Origin of the sequence: Mesorhizobium sp. M1143 (assembly GCF_040318435.1) — a bacterium.
Lineage (GTDB): Bacteria > Pseudomonadota > Alphaproteobacteria > Rhizobiales > Rhizobiaceae > Mesorhizobium.
The window spans coordinates 111,155-128,343 of the sequence record NZ_JAMYMJ010000012.1; the positions used below are offsets into that span (position 1 = coordinate 111,155).

Consider the following 17,189-nt stretch of genomic DNA (forward strand, 5'->3'; position numbering starts at 1 on the left):
CATCGATGAAGGATGCGGTTTACCCCCTCAGCCTTATTCTGAGGACGAACCAACCATGCTTGATATCAAATGGATTCGCGACAACCCGAAGGCCCTTGTCGAGGCGCTGGCCAAGCGCTCGTGGTCGGCTGACGAGGCGCAGTCCACGGTCGATGAGCTGATCAAGAAGGACGAAGCGCGGCGCGAGCACGTCACCGAGCTGCAGACCAAGCAGGAACGCCGCAACGCCGCCTCGAAGGAGATCGGCAACGCCATGCGTTCGGGCGACACGGCACTTGCCGAAAAGCTCAAGGCCGAAGTCGGCGATATCAAGACCTTCATCCAGAATGGCGAGGCGCGCGAGCGCGAGCTCGACAAGACGCTGAACGATGCGCTGGCGGTGCTGCCGAATGTGCCGCTCGACGACGTGCCGGTCGGCAAGGACGAGCACGACAATGTCGTCAAGCATATCGTCGGCGAGGTGCCGACTCGGCCGAACTGGGTGAAGGAGCATTTCGAGATCGGCGAAGCGCTCGGCATGATGGATTTCGAGCGGGCGGCAAAGCTGTCGGGATCACGCTTCACCGTGCTGAAGAGCGGGCTGGCGCGGATGGAGCGCGCCATCGGCCAGTTCATGCTCGATCTGCACACGACCGAGCATGGCTATGAAGAAGTCATCCCGCCACTGATGGTGCGCGACGAAGTGCTTTTCGGGACCAACCAGCTGCCGAAATTCGAGGACGACCTGTTCTTCGTGCAGCATGGCGATGGCCGGCTCGGGTTGATTCCAACCGCCGAGGTCCCGCTCACCAACCTGGTGCGCGAAGAAATCACGGCCCATGAAAAGCTGCCGCTGCGCTATACGGCGCTGACGCCGTGCTTCCGCTCGGAAGCGGGCTCCGCCGGCCGCGACACGCGCGGCATGTTGCGCCAGCACCAGTTCTACAAGGTCGAGCTGGTCTCGGTCACCGACCAGGAGTCTTCGCTCGCCGAGCACGAGCGGATGACGCAGTGCGCCGAAGAGGTGCTGAAGCGACTGGAGCTGCCGTTCCGCACCATGGTCCTGTGCACGGGCGACATGGGGTTTGGCGCGCGCAAGACCTACGACATCGAGGTCTGGCTGCCTGGACAGAACGCCTATCGCGAGATCTCGTCCTGTTCAGTGTGCGGCGACTTCCAGGCCAGGCGCATGGATGCCCGCTACAAGGACAGGGACGGCAACGGCAACCGCTTTGTGCACACGCTGAACGGTTCGGGCACCGCTGTCGGCCGTGCGCTGATTGCCGTCATCGAAAACTACCAGAATGAGGATGGCAGCGTAACCATTCCTGAAGTGCTGCGGCCTTATATGGGCGGTCTGGCGAAGATCGAATCGAAGTAATGCGCATCCTTCTGACCAATGATGACGGCATTCATGCCGAGGGCCTGGCGTCGCTCGAAAGCATCGCCCGCACGCTGTCGGACGATGTCTGGGTCGTGGCGCCGGAGCAGGACCAGTCCGGCTACGCGCACTCGCTGTCGATCTCGGAGCCGCTCCGGCTGCGCAAGATCGGCGAGAAACACTACGCCGTGCGCGGCACGCCGACCGACTGCGTCATCATGGGCGTCAAGAAGATCCTGCCTGGCGCGCCGGACCTGATCCTGTCCGGTGTCAATTCCGGCGCCAACATCGCTGACGACGTCACCTATTCCGGCACCGTCGCCGGCGCCATGGAAGGCGCGCTGCTCGGCATCCGCTCGATCGCACTCAGCCAGGGTTATTCCTATGTCGGCGAGGACCGCGTCGTTCCCTATGAGACCACCGAGGCGCTGGCGCCGGCGTTGCTGAAAAAGCTCGTCGCCATGCCGCTGCCGGACGGCGTGCTGCTCAACGTCAACTTTCCCAACTGCCTCCCTGACGAGGTTGCCGGCACCGTCGTGACGTCGCAGGGCAAGCTGGTGCACAGCCTTTGGGTCGACGAGCGCCGCGACGGGCGCGGCCTGCCTTATTACTGGCTGCGCTTCGGCCGCGAGCCGGTCGAGGGCAAGCAGGGCACCGATCTCCATGCTCTGCGCAACCGGCTCGTGTCTGTGACGCCGCTGCAGCTTGACCTCACCGCGCATGAAATCCGTGACCAACTGACCAAGGCGCTGTCTGAATAAGGTGTTCGCATGAAGAAGGTTCTGGCATGAACTTGCCGCTCGACGATCGCGAGGGTTTTGCCGCTTTCCTGCTGCGCCTGCGCGGCCAAGGCGCGGTGCCGAAGGCGCTGATCGCAGCCTTCGAGGCGACGCCGCGGCGCGGCTTCCTCAACGGCCAGTTCCATTCCATCGCCTGGTCGGACGGCATGCTGCCGATCGAATGCGGCGAGGCGATCGAGGGCGCCGATCTGCAGGCGGCGGTGATTGCGGCCCTGGCAATAGAGCCCGGCAACCGGGTGCTGGAGATCGGCACCGGCTCGGGCTACACGGCAGCGGTGATGTCGCGGCTCGCGGCGCGCATCGTCAGCGTCGACCGCTACAAAACGCTGGCCGAGCAGGCCAGGCAACGCTTCGAGGCGCTCGGCATCGGCAATGTCATCGTGCGCCAGGCCGACGGTTCCAACGGGCTTGCCAATGAAGCGCCGTTCGACCGCATCGTAGCCTGGGCGGCTTTCGACAGCCTGCCGCGCTTCCTGCTCGACCAATTGTCGAGCGGCGGCATCGTCATTGCCCCGATCGGGCCGGAGGAGGGCGAGCAGGTGCTGGCCAAGCTGACCAAGGTCGGCAGCCGCTTCGAGCGCGAGGATATCGGCACCGTGCGCCTGCAGCCGATCCTGCGCAGCGTCGCGGCGGTTATTTAGGTGCGCTGATATTCATGTGAGGCCGGCCTGCAAATGGCAGGTTCCTGCGCTTCCGGTGCTCACATGTTTGAGTACGCTCCGCTCCGGCCTTCGCCGGTCGAAGCCGTCATAAATGCCTCCGCTCTATGAAGGCTACGGCCGGCGTAGGCCGGTTCTCAGAACCTGTCATTTTCGACTCGGCCTGACCTGAATCTCAACGCACCTTCGGCGCGTTCGAAAATGTTTTAAGAAAATTTGCGTCTGATTCTATGGGGTTAACCCGCCAGTAACATTAACGCGCTTTAATCATGACCAGTGTGTACCGGGTCTGTGCGGGTTAGTGCGATGCAATTCAGTGTTTTGAAGGCAAACGGGCGTACTCTGTCGCGGGGCTGCGCTGTCCTCATGCTAGCCGGAGTGGCGGCGGGGTGTAGCTCCCAAGTCTCGCGGTTCAATGGTGTCGACGACGTCTTCACCTCCTCGACCAACAATCAGCGCGCCATCATCGACAAGCAGAGCACCGCTCAGCCCTATCCGGGCGATGTGGCGGCCGAGCCGATCGCTGCGGCACCTGTCGATGGCAGCCATAACCAGTCGGTCAGCCGCTCCAGCCTGGAGCCGGTCACCGTCCAGCAGCTGCCGCCGCCGAGCGCGCCCAAAGCTGCTCCGATGCGTACCGCTTCCGCGCCGGCGCTTGCACCGGCACCGCATGTCGACAGAACGACTACCGGCACCGTCCAGCCGGCGAGGCCGTTCAAGAATGCCGGTGACTCCGATCCGAAACCAGTTGCGGCTGGTACGCCGCATGCGACCGAGATCGTGGTCAGCGACGGCGAGACCATTTCCGGCATCGCTCATCGCTATCATGTGCCCGCCGACGTGATCATGAAGGTCAACGGCTTGAGCGCCACCAAGGGGCTGAAGACCGGTCAGAAACTGGTCATCCCGGCCTATGCCTATTCAAGCAAGGGGACAGAGCCGAAACTTGCCGACGGCAAGCCGGCAAACAGCCCCAAGGCGCCGGCGCCGGAAAAGGTCGCCGTGCTGCCGCAGCAGCCGAAACTCAAGGACGGCAAGTCCGCCGCGCAGGTTGACGCTTCGGCAGCGAACAAGCCGAAGACCGACAAGCCGGCGCAGACGGCCTCGGCCGCGCCAAAGGCCGGCGCGGGCACCTACACGGTCCAGTCAGGCGACACCATGTCCTCCATCGCCAGGAAGACCGGCGTTGGCGTCGTGGTGCTGAAGCAGGCGAACGGCATGCAGGACGGCCTGCTCAAGATCGGCCAGACGCTGAAGGTTCCGGCAGGTGGCACCGCAACGGTCGCCAGCGCCAAGCCGGCCAAAGTTGATCCGGTGACGACCGCGACCACCCAACCGGCGGCAAAGCCGACGGAGACACTCGCCACCTACACGCCGCCGAAGAAGGACGCCAAGGTTATCCAGCAGGCCGAGGACGACGATGCTGTTGCGCCCGATGCCACCGGCATCGGCAAGATGCGTTGGCCGGTGCGTGGCCGCGTCATCTCCAATTTTGGTGGCGGCAAGGATGGTGTCGACATCGCCGTGCCTGAGGGGACGCCGGTCAAGGCGGCCGAAAACGGCGTGGTCATCTATGCCGGCGACGGCCTCAAGGAATTCGGCAATACGGTTCTGGTGCGCCACGAAAACGGGCTGGTCACCGTCTATGGTCACGCCAGGTCGATCGAGGTGCAGCGCGGCCAGAAGGTCAAGCGCGGCCAGGAAATCGCGCTGTCGGGCATGAGCGGGACCACCGACTCGCCGAAACTGCACTTCGAAGTGCGCAAGAACTCGGCCCCGGTCGACCCCTCTGGCTATCTCGAATAGAACAATAAACGTTTTGCAGGCCGTCTGACCTCCAGTCCGGCCCGCCGGCTCAGCCCGCTCCGCAAGGGGCGGGCTTTTTCAGTGACCTGACGGAAATCAATCAGTCGTTCAGCGGCTTGCCGAGCCGGCCGGCCAGATCCTGGGTGAACTGCCAGGCGACGCGGCCCGAGCGGCTGCCGCGCGTCGTTGCCCATTCCAGCGCCTCGGCGCGCAGCTGCTCCGGGTGGATAGTGAGCCCGTGATGGCTGGCATAGCTGTTGACCATGTCGAGATATTCGTCCTGCGAACATTTGTGGAAGCCGAGCCACAGGCCGAAACGGTCGGACAGCGAAACCTTTTCCTCGACCGCCTCGGACGGGTTGATGGCGGTCGAGCGCTCATTGTCGATCATGTCGCGCGGCAACAGGTGCCGGCGGTTCGACGTGGCGTAGAAGATGACATTGGCCGGGCGGCCCTCGACGCCGCCTTCAAGGGCTGCCTTCAGCGACTTGTAGGAGGTGTCGTCATGGTCGAAGGAGAGGTCGTCGCAAAACAGGATGAAGCGAAACGGCGCCGCCTTCAGCAGGCCCATCAGCCTGGGCAGCGTGTCGATATCCTCGCGATGGATCTCGATCAGCTTGAGCGGCAGGTCGGATTTGGCCTGGGCGTTGATCTGCGCATGCACGGCCTTGACCAGCGAGGATTTGCCCATGCCGCGCGCACCCCACAACAACACATTGTTGGCGGCATGGCCGGCGGCGAAGCGTTCCGTGTTTTCGACCAGAATGTCGCGCACGCGGTCGACGCCGCGGATCAGGCCGATGTCGACGCGGTTGACCTTGCGCACCGGCTCGAGATAGCCGGGGTCGGCCTGCCAGACGAAGCAATCGGCAACCGCAAGATCGGTTTGCGGCACCGGCGGCGGGGCGAGGCGGGTGACCGCCTCGATCAGGCGGTCGAGCTTTTGGTTCAGGGCCTCGATGGTGCTGTCGGTCATGTCTCGTCTTTTATGTTTCCGCACGAACGTGCGTAGGGGCCGAAATCGTCTTGATCCGGGCGAGATAGAAACTGGTTCCAAGCTTTTGTTTGGGCATGATCTTTTGCGAAAACCACGCCCGTATTCCGGGAGCATGCTCTAACACGGGTCAACCGGCCGGAAAAGCAGCTGAAAGCCCGGCCGCGCAGTTGCATTGGTAACTTTACCCACTATATTCCGGCCAAATTTGGCGAGGCCGCCCTACGGCCTTCTTCGTAACCAGGAGTTCTTGATGTTCGTCACACCGGCATACGCCCAAGCTACCGGAACTCCGCTTGGTCCGTTCGGGGATATCGGCATGATACTCCCGTTCGTTCTGATCTTCGTGATCATGTATTTCCTCATCATCCGGCCGCAGCGCGCCCAGTTGAAGAAGCGCCAGGAGATGATCTCGGCCGTGCGCCGTGGCGACACGGTCATCACCGGCGGCGGCTTCGTCGGCAAGGTGACCAAGGTGATCGACGACAATGAGCTTGAGATCGACCTTGGCGGCGGCACCAAGGTGACGGCGCTGCGCTCGACGATCGCCGATGTTCGGGTCAAGGGCGAGCCGGTGGCCAACCAGAACGCCAAGAAGTAAGCCAGTTTCCCAAGCGGAGCGATCCGCGGGCAGAGCTCTGACAAAAGACGGCGTATGGTCCATTTTTCGCGCCTGAAAATGATCCTGATCTGGCTTGCTATGGCCACAATGCTCGTCGACGCGCCCAGTCTTCACGCTGCCGGCGCGGACGTGCTGCTTCGATTGGACGCGACCGATGTGATCGATCGCCGGTTGGAGGCGACGCGTGACGAAATCAGGACGCTGCTGCGCGATGCAAGGATCGGCTATACTGCTCTTGCTAAGTCGGGTCGGGCCGTTCAGGTGCATATCACCGACGCCGCTCAGGTCGGCGCGGCCAAGATGGCATTGAAGGCGGTGACTGATCCTGTCCTTGGCAGCGCTGGTCCTGTCCAGGAAATGATCCTGGATGATACCGGAGCAGCGTTGCTCAAGTTCACGGTAACAGACACAGGTATCAAGTATCGGATGTCGATCGCGCTTGCGCAGTCGATCGTGGTCATTAAGAATCGCCTGCGTGATCTTGGTGTAGCCGACCCAGTAGTGCGGCCAGAGGGCGAAGACGGTATGCTGGTCCGGACCTCGGGCGTTGCGGATTTGCAAAGGCTGAGGAGAATTCTCACCCGAACCGGAATGCTGACTTTTCAGTGGGTTGATGAGTCGATGCCGGTCGCTGATGCGATCAATGGCCGGACGCCCGCTGGCTCGGTGGTGGTTTATTCGAAGGACGATCCACCGGTTCCCTATCTGGTTGAGAGCCGAACGATCGTTTCCAGTGACGACATTGTCAATGCTCAGGCGACTCCCAACTCCGTCACAAATGAGCCGGCGGTTTCGTTCACCTTCGATTCCAGGGCAACGGCACGCGTTGCGCAGGCGACCTCGCAGAATGTCGGCAAGCTATTTGCGATGATCCTCGACAACCAAGTGCTTTCGGTGCCAGTCGTCCGCGAGCCAATTCTTAACGGCCGCGGCCAGATATCGGGCAACCTTACAAAGGAGAACGCCGATGATCTGGCCTTGCTTTTGCGTTCCGGACCGATGCCTGCACAATTGAAAATAGTCGAGTAGCGCACGATAGCGCCCGGCGGTGATCAGAATTAGAATGGAACCGACAGAGGCGATTGACGCCGAAACCGCTGCCGGCGGCAGCGCCAAATTGACCTCAGCGCGCTCGACAATCGGCGAAGTGCGGGTTAAGGGCGAGCCGGTGGCAAATAAGAACGCCAAGAAATAACCGAATTGTCGGCGGAACGATCCGCCAGTACGCCCTGACGGACAACGCCATATGCTGTATTTTTCGCGCCTGAAGATGATCCTGATCTGGATCGCCGTGGCCGTCACATTCATCCTTGCCGCGCCAAATCTCTTCCCGGCCAGCACATTGGCGCAATTGCCCAACTGGGTGCCGAAGCGGCAGATGACGCTTGGTCTCGATCTGCAGGGCGGTTCGCACATCCTCTTGCAGATGGACCAGAACGACCTGGTCAAGGCGCAGCTGGAAACGACGCGCGACGAGATCCGCACGCTGCTGCGCGATGCCAAGGTGGGCTATACCGGCCTTGGCGGCACCGGCAGGACCGTACAAGTGCGCATCACCGATCCAACCCAGATCGATGCCGCCAAGGCGGCGCTTAAGCCGCTGACCGATCCGGTCGCCGCCGGCCTGTTCACCGGTGGCTCCATCCAGGAGATGTCCCTGGATGATTCCGAAGCCGGGCTGCTCAAATTCACCGTCACCGACGCCGGCATCAAATACCGCACCTCGGCCGCATTGGCGCAGTCGATCGAAGTCGTCGAGCGTCGCGTCAACGAACTCGGCACCACCGAGCCGATCGTGCAGCGGCAGGGCGACGACCGTGTACTCGTCCAGGTGCCGGGCCTGCAGGATCCGCAAAGGCTGAAGGAGATCATCGGCCAGACCGCCAAGATGACCTTCCAGATGGTCGATACCTCGATGTCGGTGCAGGATGCGCTGAACGGCCGCCCGCCGGCAGGCTCCTCGGTGCTTTATTCGCAGGACGATCCGCCGGTTCCGTATCTGGTGGAAAATCGCGTCATCGTGTCCGGTGAAGATCTTGCCAAGGCGACGGCAACCTATGATTCCCGAAACAACGAGCCGGTGGTTTCGTTCGTCTTCAACTCGCGCGGTGCGACGCGATTCGGCCAGGCGACGCAGCAGAATGTCGGCAAGCCGTTCGCCATCATCCTCGACAATCAGGTGATTTCGGCGCCGGTGATCCGCGAACCGATCCTCGGCGGCAGCGGCCAGATCTCAGGCAATTTCACCGCCGAAAGCGCCAACGACCTCGCCGTGCTGCTGCGCGCCGGCGCGCTGCCGGCAAAGCTGACCGTGATCGAAGAACGCACCGTCGGCCCGGGCCTCGGCCAGGATTCGATCCATGCCGGCAAGGTCGCCGGCATCATCGGCTCCATTCTCGTCGTCGCCTTCATGTTCGTCGCCTACGGACTTCTCGGCTTCCTCGCCAACATTGCGCTCGCCGTGCACGTGGCGATGATCGTCGGGGTCTTGTCGCTGCTTGGCGCGACACTGACCTTGCCCGGCATTGCCGGTATCGTGCTGACCATCGGCATGGCGGTCGATTCCAACGTGCTGATCTATGAGCGTATCCGAGAGGAGCGACGGGCCGGCCGTTCGGTCATCCAGTCGATCGACACAGGCTTCACCAAGGCGTTGGCGACCATCGTGGATTCCAACGTGACGTCGCTGATTGCCACGGTCGTGCTGTTCTATCTCGGCACCGGACCGGTCAAGGGCTTCGCCATCACCTATGCCATCGGCATTTTGACCACGGTGTTCACCGCCTTCACCTTCACCCGTCTGCTGGTGTCGATCTGGCTGCGCCGTGCGCGTCCGAAGGAATTGCCGCGTGCGCCGGTGACCTTCGTTCCGGCCGGCACGAAAATCCCGTTCATGGGCATCCGCCGCTGGACGTTCGCACTGTCCAGCCTGCTGTCGATCGCGTCGGTTATCGGATTCCTGACCATCGACATCAACTACGGCATCGACTTCAAGGGCGGCTCGATCATCGAGGTGCAGTCCAAGCAAGGCGACGCCGATATTGGCGATATCAGAAGCCGGCTGTCGGAGCTCAATATCGGTGAAGTGCAGGTCCAGCAATTCGGCGCGCCGAATGACGTGCTGATCCGCGTTGGCACCCAGGATGGCGGTGAGAACGCCGAGCAGACCGTCATCGACAAGGTGCGCGGCGAGCTGCAGGACAATTACGATTTCCGCCGCGTCGAGGTGGTGGGTCCCACCGTTTCGGGCGAACTGGCCAAGCAAGGCACGATTGCGATGATCATCGCGCTGATCGGCATCCTGGTCTATGTCTGGTTCCGCTTCGAATGGCAGTTCGCGGTCGGCGCAATCGTGGCGACGGTGCACGATGTGGTGATGACGCTGGGCTTCTTCGTCATCACCGGGCTCGAGTTCAACCAGTCTTCGCTGGCGGCGATCCTGACCATTATCGGCTATTCGCTCAACGACACGATCGTCGTCTATGACCGTGTTCGAGAAGATTTGCGAAAATACAAACGAATGCCGCTCCCACAATTGTTGAACAACGCCATCAACGAGACGCTGTCGAGAACGACGCTGACTTCGGTGACGACCATCCTGGCGCTGCTGGCGCTGGTGTTGTTCGGCGGCGAGGTGATCCGCTCGTTCACCATGGCGATGCTGTTCGGCGTCGTCTTCGGCACCTATTCGTCGATCTTCATCGCAGCGCCCTTGCTGATCCTGTTCAGGCTCAGGCCGCAGGGAGCGAGCGCCGATGAGGAGAAGCCGGTTGGTGGCGGCAAGGCCATGGCGACCTGACGGCTGCGCTGGTGGCAAAAGGCATCGTCATCCGCGAGGCGCATTTCCCCGGACGGGCGCCGATCGAAGCCTACGGCAATGGCGGCTTCCGCTTCGCCGACATGTCGCATCGCGGCTCGCTTCTTTGCCTGCCCTCCGGCATCCATGGCTGGGAGCCGGCCGATCCGCTGGCCCTGACGGCGGCGGATTTCGACCTGCTGCTGGCTGAGGCCGGCAAGGTCGAGATCCTGCTGGTCGGCACAGGCAAGGATTTGCGGCCCTTGCCGACAGCACTTCGGGCGGCGCTGAAAGCGGCTGGCATTGGCTCCGACCCGATGTCGACGGGGGCAGCGGTGCGGACCTACAATGTTCTGCTTGCCGAAGACCGCGCCGTGGCCGCGGCGCTGATCGCCGTCGACTGACGTGACCGATACAGCTGACATCGTCATGGAGACGGTGCGCGCCGGCGACCATGACCGCTATGTCAGCGCACTCTATGCACCGGCCAACAAGCGCGCGGCGCTGTTTTCGCTTTACGCCTTCAATGCCGAGATTGCGTCTGTCCGAGACCGCATCCACGAGGCATTGCCGGGCGAAGTGAGGCTGCAATGGTGGCGCGATGTCATCGCTGCTGAAGCCGCAGCCACAGGCAACCCGCTCGCCGATGCGCTGAAGGCGACGATTTCTGCCCATGGCCTGCCCAAAACTGCCTTCGACAACATGCTCGAGGCCCGCATCTTCGACCTCTATGACGATCCGATGCCGTCGCGCACCGATCTCGAGGGATATTGCGGCGAGACGGCGGCCGCGCTGATCCAGCTGGCGGCGATGGTGCTCGATCCCAATCAGGCGCCGCGCTTTGCCGAACTGGCGGGCAGGGCCGGCTGCGCCCAGGCGATGACCGGCCTGTTGCTGCTGTTGCCGCTGCATCGCCGACGCGGGCAATGCTTCGTGCCGGCGGATATCCTTGCAGCGGCCGGCTCGGCGCCGGAGGAGTTCGTCAGCGGCGACGGCGGCCCCGGCGCTCAGCGCGCGGTGGCTGCGATGATTGCATTGGCGCAGGAGCATCTCCGCGCTTTCGAGCAAGGGGCGTCCGCACTTCCGGAAACGCTGCGTCCGGCGTTCCTGCCGCTGGCGCTGACCAGCGCCTATCTCGGCAAGATGGCCAATGGCCGCTCGCCGCTTGGTGGCGCAGCCCGGCTTTCGGCTCTGCGCCGGCATTGGCTGTTGCTCAGGCGCGCAACGCGGGGTTGGCCAGCGAGTTAACGTAAACGTCAATCGCGTTAGGACTCTGAGACTTGGCTATTCAGCAGCTTCCGATGTTTGCGCCGGCAGCCCTAGCCACTCCCGACAATCTGCCCGCGCGCGTGAGGTGATCGCGTGGCGCTTGGCCACCGTCTTGTCCTTGCCGCGCAGGCGTTTGCCTTCGGTCTTCGGTGCTTCCACCGGCGGGAACAGGCCGAAATTGACGTTCATCGGCTGGAACGAGCGTTTGCCCGGCTCGTCGTCGGAAACGATGTGGCCGCCGGTGATGTGGTTGAGCAAGGCGCCGAAGGCGGTGGTGAGCGGTGGCAGCGATGGCCCGTGGCCGAGCCGCTCGGCGGCGGCGAAGCGGCCGGCGAGCAGGCCGATCGCCGCGCTCTCGACATAGCCCTCGCAGCCGGTGATCTGGCCGGCAAAGCGCAGGCCCGGCCGCGACTTCAGCTGCAGCGAGGCGTCTAGCAAGGTCGGCGAATTGATGTAGGTGTTGCGGTGCAGGCCGCCGAGACGGGCGAACTCGGCGTTTTCCAGACCCGGAATGGTGCGGAACACGCGCACCTGCTCGGCATGCTTCAGCTTGGTCTGGAAACCGACCATGTTGTAGAGCGTGCCCAGCGCATTGTCCTGACGCAGCTGCACCACGGCATAGGCTTTTACCGTCGGATTGTGGGCATTGGTCAGCCCCATCGGCTTCATCGGCCCGTAGCGCAGCGTCTCGACGCCGCGCTCGGCCATGATCTCGATCGGCAAGCAGCCGTCGAAATAGGGCGTGCCTTCCCACTGCTTGAATTCGGTCTTCTGGCCGTCGACCAGCGCCTGTACGAAGGCGAGATACTGGTCCTTGTCCATCGGGCAGTTGATGTAGTCCTTGCCGGTGCCGCCGGGCCCAACCTTGTCGTAGCGCGACTGGAACCAGCAAATGTCCATGTCGATCGTGTCGAAATGGATGATCGGGGCAATCGCGTCGAAGAAGGCCAGCGCGTCGGCGCCGGTTGCCTCGGCGATCGACTGGGCGAGCGACGGCGCGGTCAACGGGCCGGTGGCGATGATCGCCTGGTCCCATTCCGCCGGCGGCAAGCCCGGCACTTCCTCCCGCTCGATGGTGATCAGCGGGTGCGCTTCGAGCCTTTTCGTCACCGCGTCGGAGAAGCCGTCGCGATCGACGGCCAGCGCGCCGCCGGCCGGCACCTGGTTGGCGTCGCCGGCGCTCATGATCAGCGAGCCGGCCAGCCGCATTTCGGCATGCAGCAGGCCGACGGCGTTGTTCTCGGCATCGTCGGAGCGGAAGGAATTGGAACAAACGAGTTCGGCCAGACCGTCGGTCTTGTGCGCATCGGTGCCGCGCACCGGCCGCATCTCATGCAAAATGACGGGAACGCCGGCCTGCGCTGCCTGCCAGGCGGCTTCGGAGCCGGCGAGGCCGCCGCCGACGATGTGGATTGGATTTTTGCTCATGAGCGCCGGAATAATCGCTTGGCGCGCCGTTTGCAATTGGCCGGTGCGAGCGTGGGTCATTGTCGTGCAACGACGGAGCTCGACTTTCTTATGTCCGCAGCGACGGTCTGATGGCGGCGTAAAGCGCCTCGATCGACTGCATGCGCAATTGAAAAGCCTGCCCAAAAACAACAACACCCGCCGCGGGAGGAGGTGCGGCGGGTGTCGTTTTTGGGGCCGATCCTCGGGAGGAGGTGGGGATCGGCCGTATTCGCCATCGCCGGGGAGGAGGTCGGCTTTGACGAAATTCTTTTCGCCGGATCGAGGGAGGCGAAATCCCTGGAAGACGAACTGCGTTCACTTTGAAGACGAACTAGCGTTCGCTTCGGAAAGACGAACTGCGTTCGCTTTGGAAACAGCGCCCGCCGCGGGAGGAGGTGCGGCGGGCGCCGTTTTGGTGGTCAACCCTCGGGAGGAGGTGAAGGCTGACCGTATCCGTCAGGGTCGGGGAGGAGGTCGACCCTGGCGAAATTCTGGTTAGATCGTCGCCCTGCGGGCGATGATCTTGATCTCGTCACGGACGATGCCGAGATCATGGAGCTGACGGTTCGAAAGGCGACCCAGCTCGGTAACGGTGTCGCGGTAAACGCGCCAGTTACGATAGTTGCGGATCAGGTTCATTGTCGTTCTCTTTTTCAAAACTGGTTCGGACCATTTGCGATCCGAAGAGGATTAGACCGCCTTGCGGGCGACGTAGTGGATGTCGCTGCGGCTGATGCCGAGGTCGGTCAGTTCACGGTTCGAAAGGCGGCTCAGCTCGGAGACGGTGTCCCGGTAGCGGCGCCAGTTGCGGTAGTTGCGGATCAGGTTCATGGTAGTGCTCGTTTCGTCTTTCTTCGGATCATTCCGTTTGTGTACGAACAGTAAATAGGCTGGGTAATATCGATTTAAAAGTGCTGTTGGCGCATGGCAGCAATGCAAATTGTGCAATGCAACATTAACGCGCGTTCACGGCTTCGTCATGAAGAGACCCGAATCGGAAAATGACGTTGCGTCAACGATTTGAGCGGATCGGCTGTCAGAAAGACCAAGCTGGGGGAGAAGCGACATGGCGAGTTATTCGTCACGGGCGAGGGCCGATATCGGGCGGTGGCTGCAGGCCGGCCTGATCGACGCGAAGACGGCCGATGCGCTTAAGTGCGACATCGACGCAAACGAGCGCAAATCGCTGAGCTTCGGCACTATATTGGCCATGATGGCAGCGCTGCTGTTCGGCGCCGCGATCCTGCTCTTCGTCGCCGCGAACTGGGACGCCATCCCGCGGCTGGTGCGGGTCGCGGCACTGTTTGCCGTCATTCTCGCCGGCTATGTCGGCGGCGCTGTCTTGAAGATGCACGACCATGCGGCGATCGGCGAGGCGTTGTGGATCGTGGCCGCCGCGGCCTTCGGCGGATCGATCGCGCTGATCGGCCAGATGTACCATCTCACGGGCGACGAGGCCTCGGCCATCGTCACCTGGGGCATCGGCACGGCACTTGCCGCGGTGGCGTTGCGCTCGAACCCGCTGACGGTCGCTGCCGTCGGCATATCCATTGCCTGGCTGTTCGTGCGCGCGTTCGACTTTTATGACCGCCCCGTATTTCCGGATTTCTTCGTCGTGATGGCGCCGGTGCTTTTTGTCGTCTCATTCTGGACGCGTAGCCAGCCGGCACGCCACTTGATCATTCTCTCGGTCATTTTCTATATCGCGGTGCGCGGCCTGGACCAGAACACGCTCGCCCTGGCTATTCCTCTCGTCGTGGTGTCGGCGCTGCTGTTTGCGGTTTCGATCTTCGCCGCAGGGCCGGCCGACCGGATCTTGCAGCTCGGCGGGCGGTTGCCTTTGCACGCCTTGATCGGCTTTCTCACCGGGCTGGCGATGATGCAGATCGAACTGGGCGATGACAACGCCTTCAGCAACGGCTTTGCCATTGCGTCGGTCATCGCGCTGGCCGGCATTGCCGCGGCGATCATGCTGGGCGGGCGCGAGAGCAGGGGGCTGCGCTGGGTTGCCTATGCCGGCTTTGCCTTCGAGCTCGCCATTATCTACGTCGTGACCTTGCAGACGATGCTCGGCACGGCCGGCTTCTTCCTGGCTGCCGCGGTGCTTTTCGGCACCCTGGCTCTCGTCATCATCCGTGTGGAAAAACGCATGAAGGCCCCGGAAGGAGCGGCAGCATGATGTCGGGAAAGAAACTTGTCATCTCGGCGCTGGTCCTGGCGCTCGTCCAGATCGGCTTCCTGAGCTGGATCATCGCCGGCCGCGCGGCGATCCTGCGCAACGGCAAGGAGGTCTTGCTGAAAGTCGAGCCGGTCGATCCGCGCGATCTGCTGCGCGGCGACTATATTATCCTCGGCTATGAAATATCGCGCTTGCCGGTGAAGCTGATCGCCAACATCCCGGCCGGCCAGCTCGTGAGCGAGAACACGCCGATCGTGGTCCGGCTGAAGCCGGGCGCCGACGGCTATTGGCATGCGACCACGGCCTGGTTCGGCAGGGCTCCGACGCCGGCGACCGCCGATGAAGCCGATATTGTCGGCCAGGTCGCGCCGGGCTGGACGCTTGATCCTGAATCCACGATCGCACCGCAATACGGCATCGACCGCTTCTACCTACCTGAGGGCCAGGGCATGGCGATCCAGAACGACATGCGGGTGCGGCCATTCGGCGTGCGCGTCGCGCTCGCCGCCAGTGGCCAGGCGCAGATCAAGGGGCTGATGGACGGCGACAAGACATTGTTTGAGGAACCGCTCTACTAGAAGACATTACCCAGGGCATGGATTTCGGCAACGATCGATCGCTCCGCCCTCATGCAAACCAGACGGGCGAAGACAATGCCGATTACGGTGACGACGCGCGAAGATATCAATCTCCATGCCGTTTTGCGCGTCGCCTGGAGAAACGACACGGTCGAAATCGGCGACAAGGCCTTGCAACGCATTGCCGAATGCCGCGCCTCGTTCCTGAAACTCATTGAGTCCGATCCGCCGCCGGTCATCTACGGCGTCACCACCGCCATGGGCGAGCTGGCAAGCCGCAAGCTCGAACTTGACGAGCGCGACCGCCATGCGCGCATCAAGGCTTTTGCCGCCGCCACATCCTTCGGGGAGCCGTTGCCCGAGCGCGTGGTCAGGGCGATCGTGCTGGCACGGCTGACCAATTTCATCGAAGGCAATGCCGCCACCACGCCGGTCATCGCGCTAGCCGTTGCGGCGATGCTCGACGGTGGACCGATGCCGGTGGTGTCGTCGCAGGGGCAGGGCGGCGCCGGCGAGATCCTGGCGCTCTATCCGCTGTTTGCCGCGCTTACCGCTGGCCTGGAGCTCGAAGTGAAGGAGCGGGGCTCGCTGATCAACGGCTCGCCCTGCGCTGCCGCCCTTGTGGCGGACGCAGCACTTGCCGCACGCCGTCGCGTCGCGATGGCGCACAAGGTGTTTGCGCTGTCGATCGAAGCCTTTCGTGCGCCGCTCGAGCATTATGATGCCGCGCTCGACGGGCTGTGGGGCGACGCGCACGAAGCGGCCGCCTTGCAAGGGTTGCGGCAATACCTGGTTGGCGCCGGCGACGGCCGGCGCAACTATCAGGCGCCGGTCAGCTACCGCATCATGCCGCGCGTGCTCGGCCATGCGCATCGGGCGCTGGCGGGCGCCGAGCAGGCGGCGACCGTGTCGCTGGCCTCGATCTCGGACAATCCGGTCTATATCCCGCCCGACGATGCGCATCCGCTGGGACGCTGCATCTCCACCGGCGGCTACCACAATGCCATGGCGACACCGGCATTGGACGATCTGGCGGCGATCTGGGCCGATCTCTGCCTGCTTTGCGACCGCCACGCCTCAAAGCTGCTGAACGGCAAGGTGTCGCTGCTGCCCGATCTGTTGATGACCGGGCGGCATTGGGCCGACAGCGATGGCCATGGCAATGTCGGCTATGTCCCGATGGCGATCACCGGCTATCTCGAACAGGCCAAGCTCGCGGCGCAGCGCACCTTCATTCCGGGCACCGAATCGGCCGGCGCCGGCCAGGACGACGTCGCCACCACCGCATTCTTCGCCTGGACCAAGGAAGCGACGGCCGGCCGCTGCCTCGATGCGGCAATGGCGATGCTGGCGATGATCGCCTCGCAGGCCCTGTACGTGACTGAACGCGCCGCGCCGCCGGCATTGCAGGATTTTGTGGCGGATATCAGGAAGATCGTGCCGCCGGTCGACGCCGACCGGGTGCTGGGGCCGGAGCTGGCGAAATTGGCGGAGTGGTTTACCGGTCAAGTGTTTGAAGTGTAGGCCGTCGCCGCCAGTCCTCCTACGCCACGGCTTCGGAGGACACCCTTCGCTTTATCAAGGTAGTGTGCTGAGAGTTCTGCAAATTCGCTGAGAGGGGGCGGTCATGGCAGGCTGGTGATTGTTCACGTCACCTGATTCCCGCGAAGGAACGCC

16 protein-coding genes are annotated in these 17,189 nt (G+C 63.0%); 12 read left to right on the forward strand and 4 right to left on the reverse strand.

The annotated features are described in order from the left end of the window. Positions 1–55: 55 nt before the first annotated feature. From serS to NKH35_RS12115, 4 genes are all read left to right on the forward strand, one after another. Positions 56–1,360 carry a serine--tRNA ligase gene (serS, locus tag NKH35_RS12100; RefSeq protein WP_023706002.1) on the forward strand — a complete coding sequence of 435 codons (1,305 nt, stop codon included), beginning with the start codon at positions 56–58 and terminating at the stop codon, positions 1,358–1,360. Then, the gene (surE, locus tag NKH35_RS12105) at positions 1,360–2,121 is read left to right on the forward strand and encodes a 5'/3'-nucleotidase SurE (protein WP_352914661.1); all 762 of its coding nucleotides are present in this window, start codon (positions 1,360–1,362) and stop codon (positions 2,119–2,121) included. Before serS ends, surE begins: the two co-directional genes overlap by 1 nt. A 26-nt stretch (positions 2,122–2,147) precedes the next feature. Beyond that, positions 2,148–2,801 (forward strand): protein-L-isoaspartate(D-aspartate) O-methyltransferase, encoded by a 654-nt coding sequence (locus tag NKH35_RS12110; RefSeq protein ID WP_023667683.1) that lies wholly within the window; start codon positions 2,148–2,150, stop codon positions 2,799–2,801. A gap of 324 nt (positions 2,802–3,125) precedes the next feature. Next, entirely contained in the window at positions 3,126–4,625 is a 1,500-nt protein-coding gene (locus NKH35_RS12115; protein WP_023688223.1) for a peptidoglycan DD-metalloendopeptidase family protein, read from the forward strand. Between the two features lie 100 nt (positions 4,626–4,725). On the opposite strand, the gene NKH35_RS12120 is transcribed toward NKH35_RS12115, so the two are convergent. After that, on the reverse strand, positions 4,726–5,601 hold the full coding sequence (locus tag NKH35_RS12120) for an ATP-binding protein (protein ID WP_352914664.1): 876 nt from the start codon (positions 5,599–5,601) through the stop codon (positions 4,726–4,728). A 271-nt stretch (positions 5,602–5,872) separates the two neighbouring features. Here NKH35_RS12120 and yajC point away from each other — a divergent pair, with 271 nt between their 5' ends. The 5 genes from yajC to NKH35_RS12145 all read left to right on the forward strand — a co-directional run bounded on the left by yajC (position 5,873) and on the right by NKH35_RS12145 (position 11,285). Next, a complete protein-coding gene (yajC, locus tag NKH35_RS12125) occupies positions 5,873–6,220 on the forward strand; it encodes a preprotein translocase subunit YajC (protein ID WP_023667680.1) in 348 nt (115 codons plus the stop codon). Positions 6,221–6,274: 54 nt separating this feature from the next. Beyond that, entirely contained in the window at positions 6,275–7,270 is a 996-nt protein-coding gene (locus NKH35_RS12130) for a SecDF P1 head subdomain-containing protein (protein WP_352914666.1), read from the forward strand. A gap of 217 nt (positions 7,271–7,487) precedes the next feature. Beyond that, complete coding sequence (secDF, locus tag NKH35_RS12135) at positions 7,488–10,040, forward strand: protein translocase subunit SecDF (protein ID WP_023667677.1); 2,553 nt, start codon at positions 7,488–7,490, stop codon at positions 10,038–10,040. Between the two features lie 11 nt (positions 10,041–10,051). Continuing rightward, positions 10,052–10,441, forward strand: a complete 390-nt coding sequence (locus NKH35_RS12140) for an Mth938-like domain-containing protein (protein ID WP_023688226.1) — start codon at positions 10,052–10,054, stop codon at positions 10,439–10,441. Between the two features lie 25 nt (positions 10,442–10,466). Next, complete coding sequence (locus NKH35_RS12145; protein ID WP_502906977.1) at positions 10,467–11,285, forward strand: phytoene/squalene synthase family protein; 819 nt, start codon at positions 10,467–10,469, stop codon at positions 11,283–11,285. A gap of 36 nt (positions 11,286–11,321) precedes the next feature. Here the strand turns inward: NKH35_RS12145 and trmFO are convergent, their stop codons facing one another. From trmFO to NKH35_RS12160, 3 genes are all read right to left on the reverse strand, one after another. Then, on the reverse strand, positions 11,322–12,734 hold the full coding sequence (gene trmFO / locus NKH35_RS12150) for a methylenetetrahydrofolate--tRNA-(uracil(54)-C(5))-methyltransferase (FADH(2)-oxidizing) TrmFO (RefSeq protein WP_352914671.1): 1,413 nt from the start codon (positions 12,732–12,734) through the stop codon (positions 11,322–11,324). A 516-nt stretch (positions 12,735–13,250) separates the two neighbouring features. Beyond that, complete coding sequence (locus NKH35_RS12155) at positions 13,251–13,394, reverse strand: DUF1127 domain-containing protein (protein WP_023667673.1); 144 nt, start codon at positions 13,392–13,394, stop codon at positions 13,251–13,253. 51 nt (positions 13,395–13,445) lie between these two features. After that, a complete protein-coding gene (locus NKH35_RS12160; RefSeq protein ID WP_006335194.1) occupies positions 13,446–13,586 on the reverse strand; it encodes a DUF1127 domain-containing protein in 141 nt (46 codons plus the stop codon). Positions 13,587–13,821: 235 nt separating this feature from the next. Here NKH35_RS12160 and NKH35_RS12165 point away from each other — a divergent pair, with 235 nt between their 5' ends. The 3 genes from NKH35_RS12165 (at position 13,822) to NKH35_RS12175 (ending at position 17,036) form a co-directional block, all read left to right on the forward strand. Continuing rightward, positions 13,822–14,934 (forward strand): DUF2157 domain-containing protein, encoded by a 1,113-nt coding sequence (locus tag NKH35_RS12165; RefSeq protein ID WP_352914672.1) that lies wholly within the window; start codon positions 13,822–13,824, stop codon positions 14,932–14,934. Beyond that, on the forward strand, positions 14,931–15,512 hold the full coding sequence (locus tag NKH35_RS12170; RefSeq protein WP_023733691.1) for a GDYXXLXY domain-containing protein: 582 nt from the start codon (positions 14,931–14,933) through the stop codon (positions 15,510–15,512). The genes NKH35_RS12165 and NKH35_RS12170 overlap by 4 nt, the downstream gene beginning before the upstream one ends. A gap of 75 nt (positions 15,513–15,587) precedes the next feature. Then, on the forward strand, positions 15,588–17,036 hold the full coding sequence (locus NKH35_RS12175; protein WP_023733690.1) for an aromatic amino acid lyase: 1,449 nt from the start codon (positions 15,588–15,590) through the stop codon (positions 17,034–17,036). The last annotated feature ends 153 nt before the right edge of the window (positions 17,037–17,189 follow it).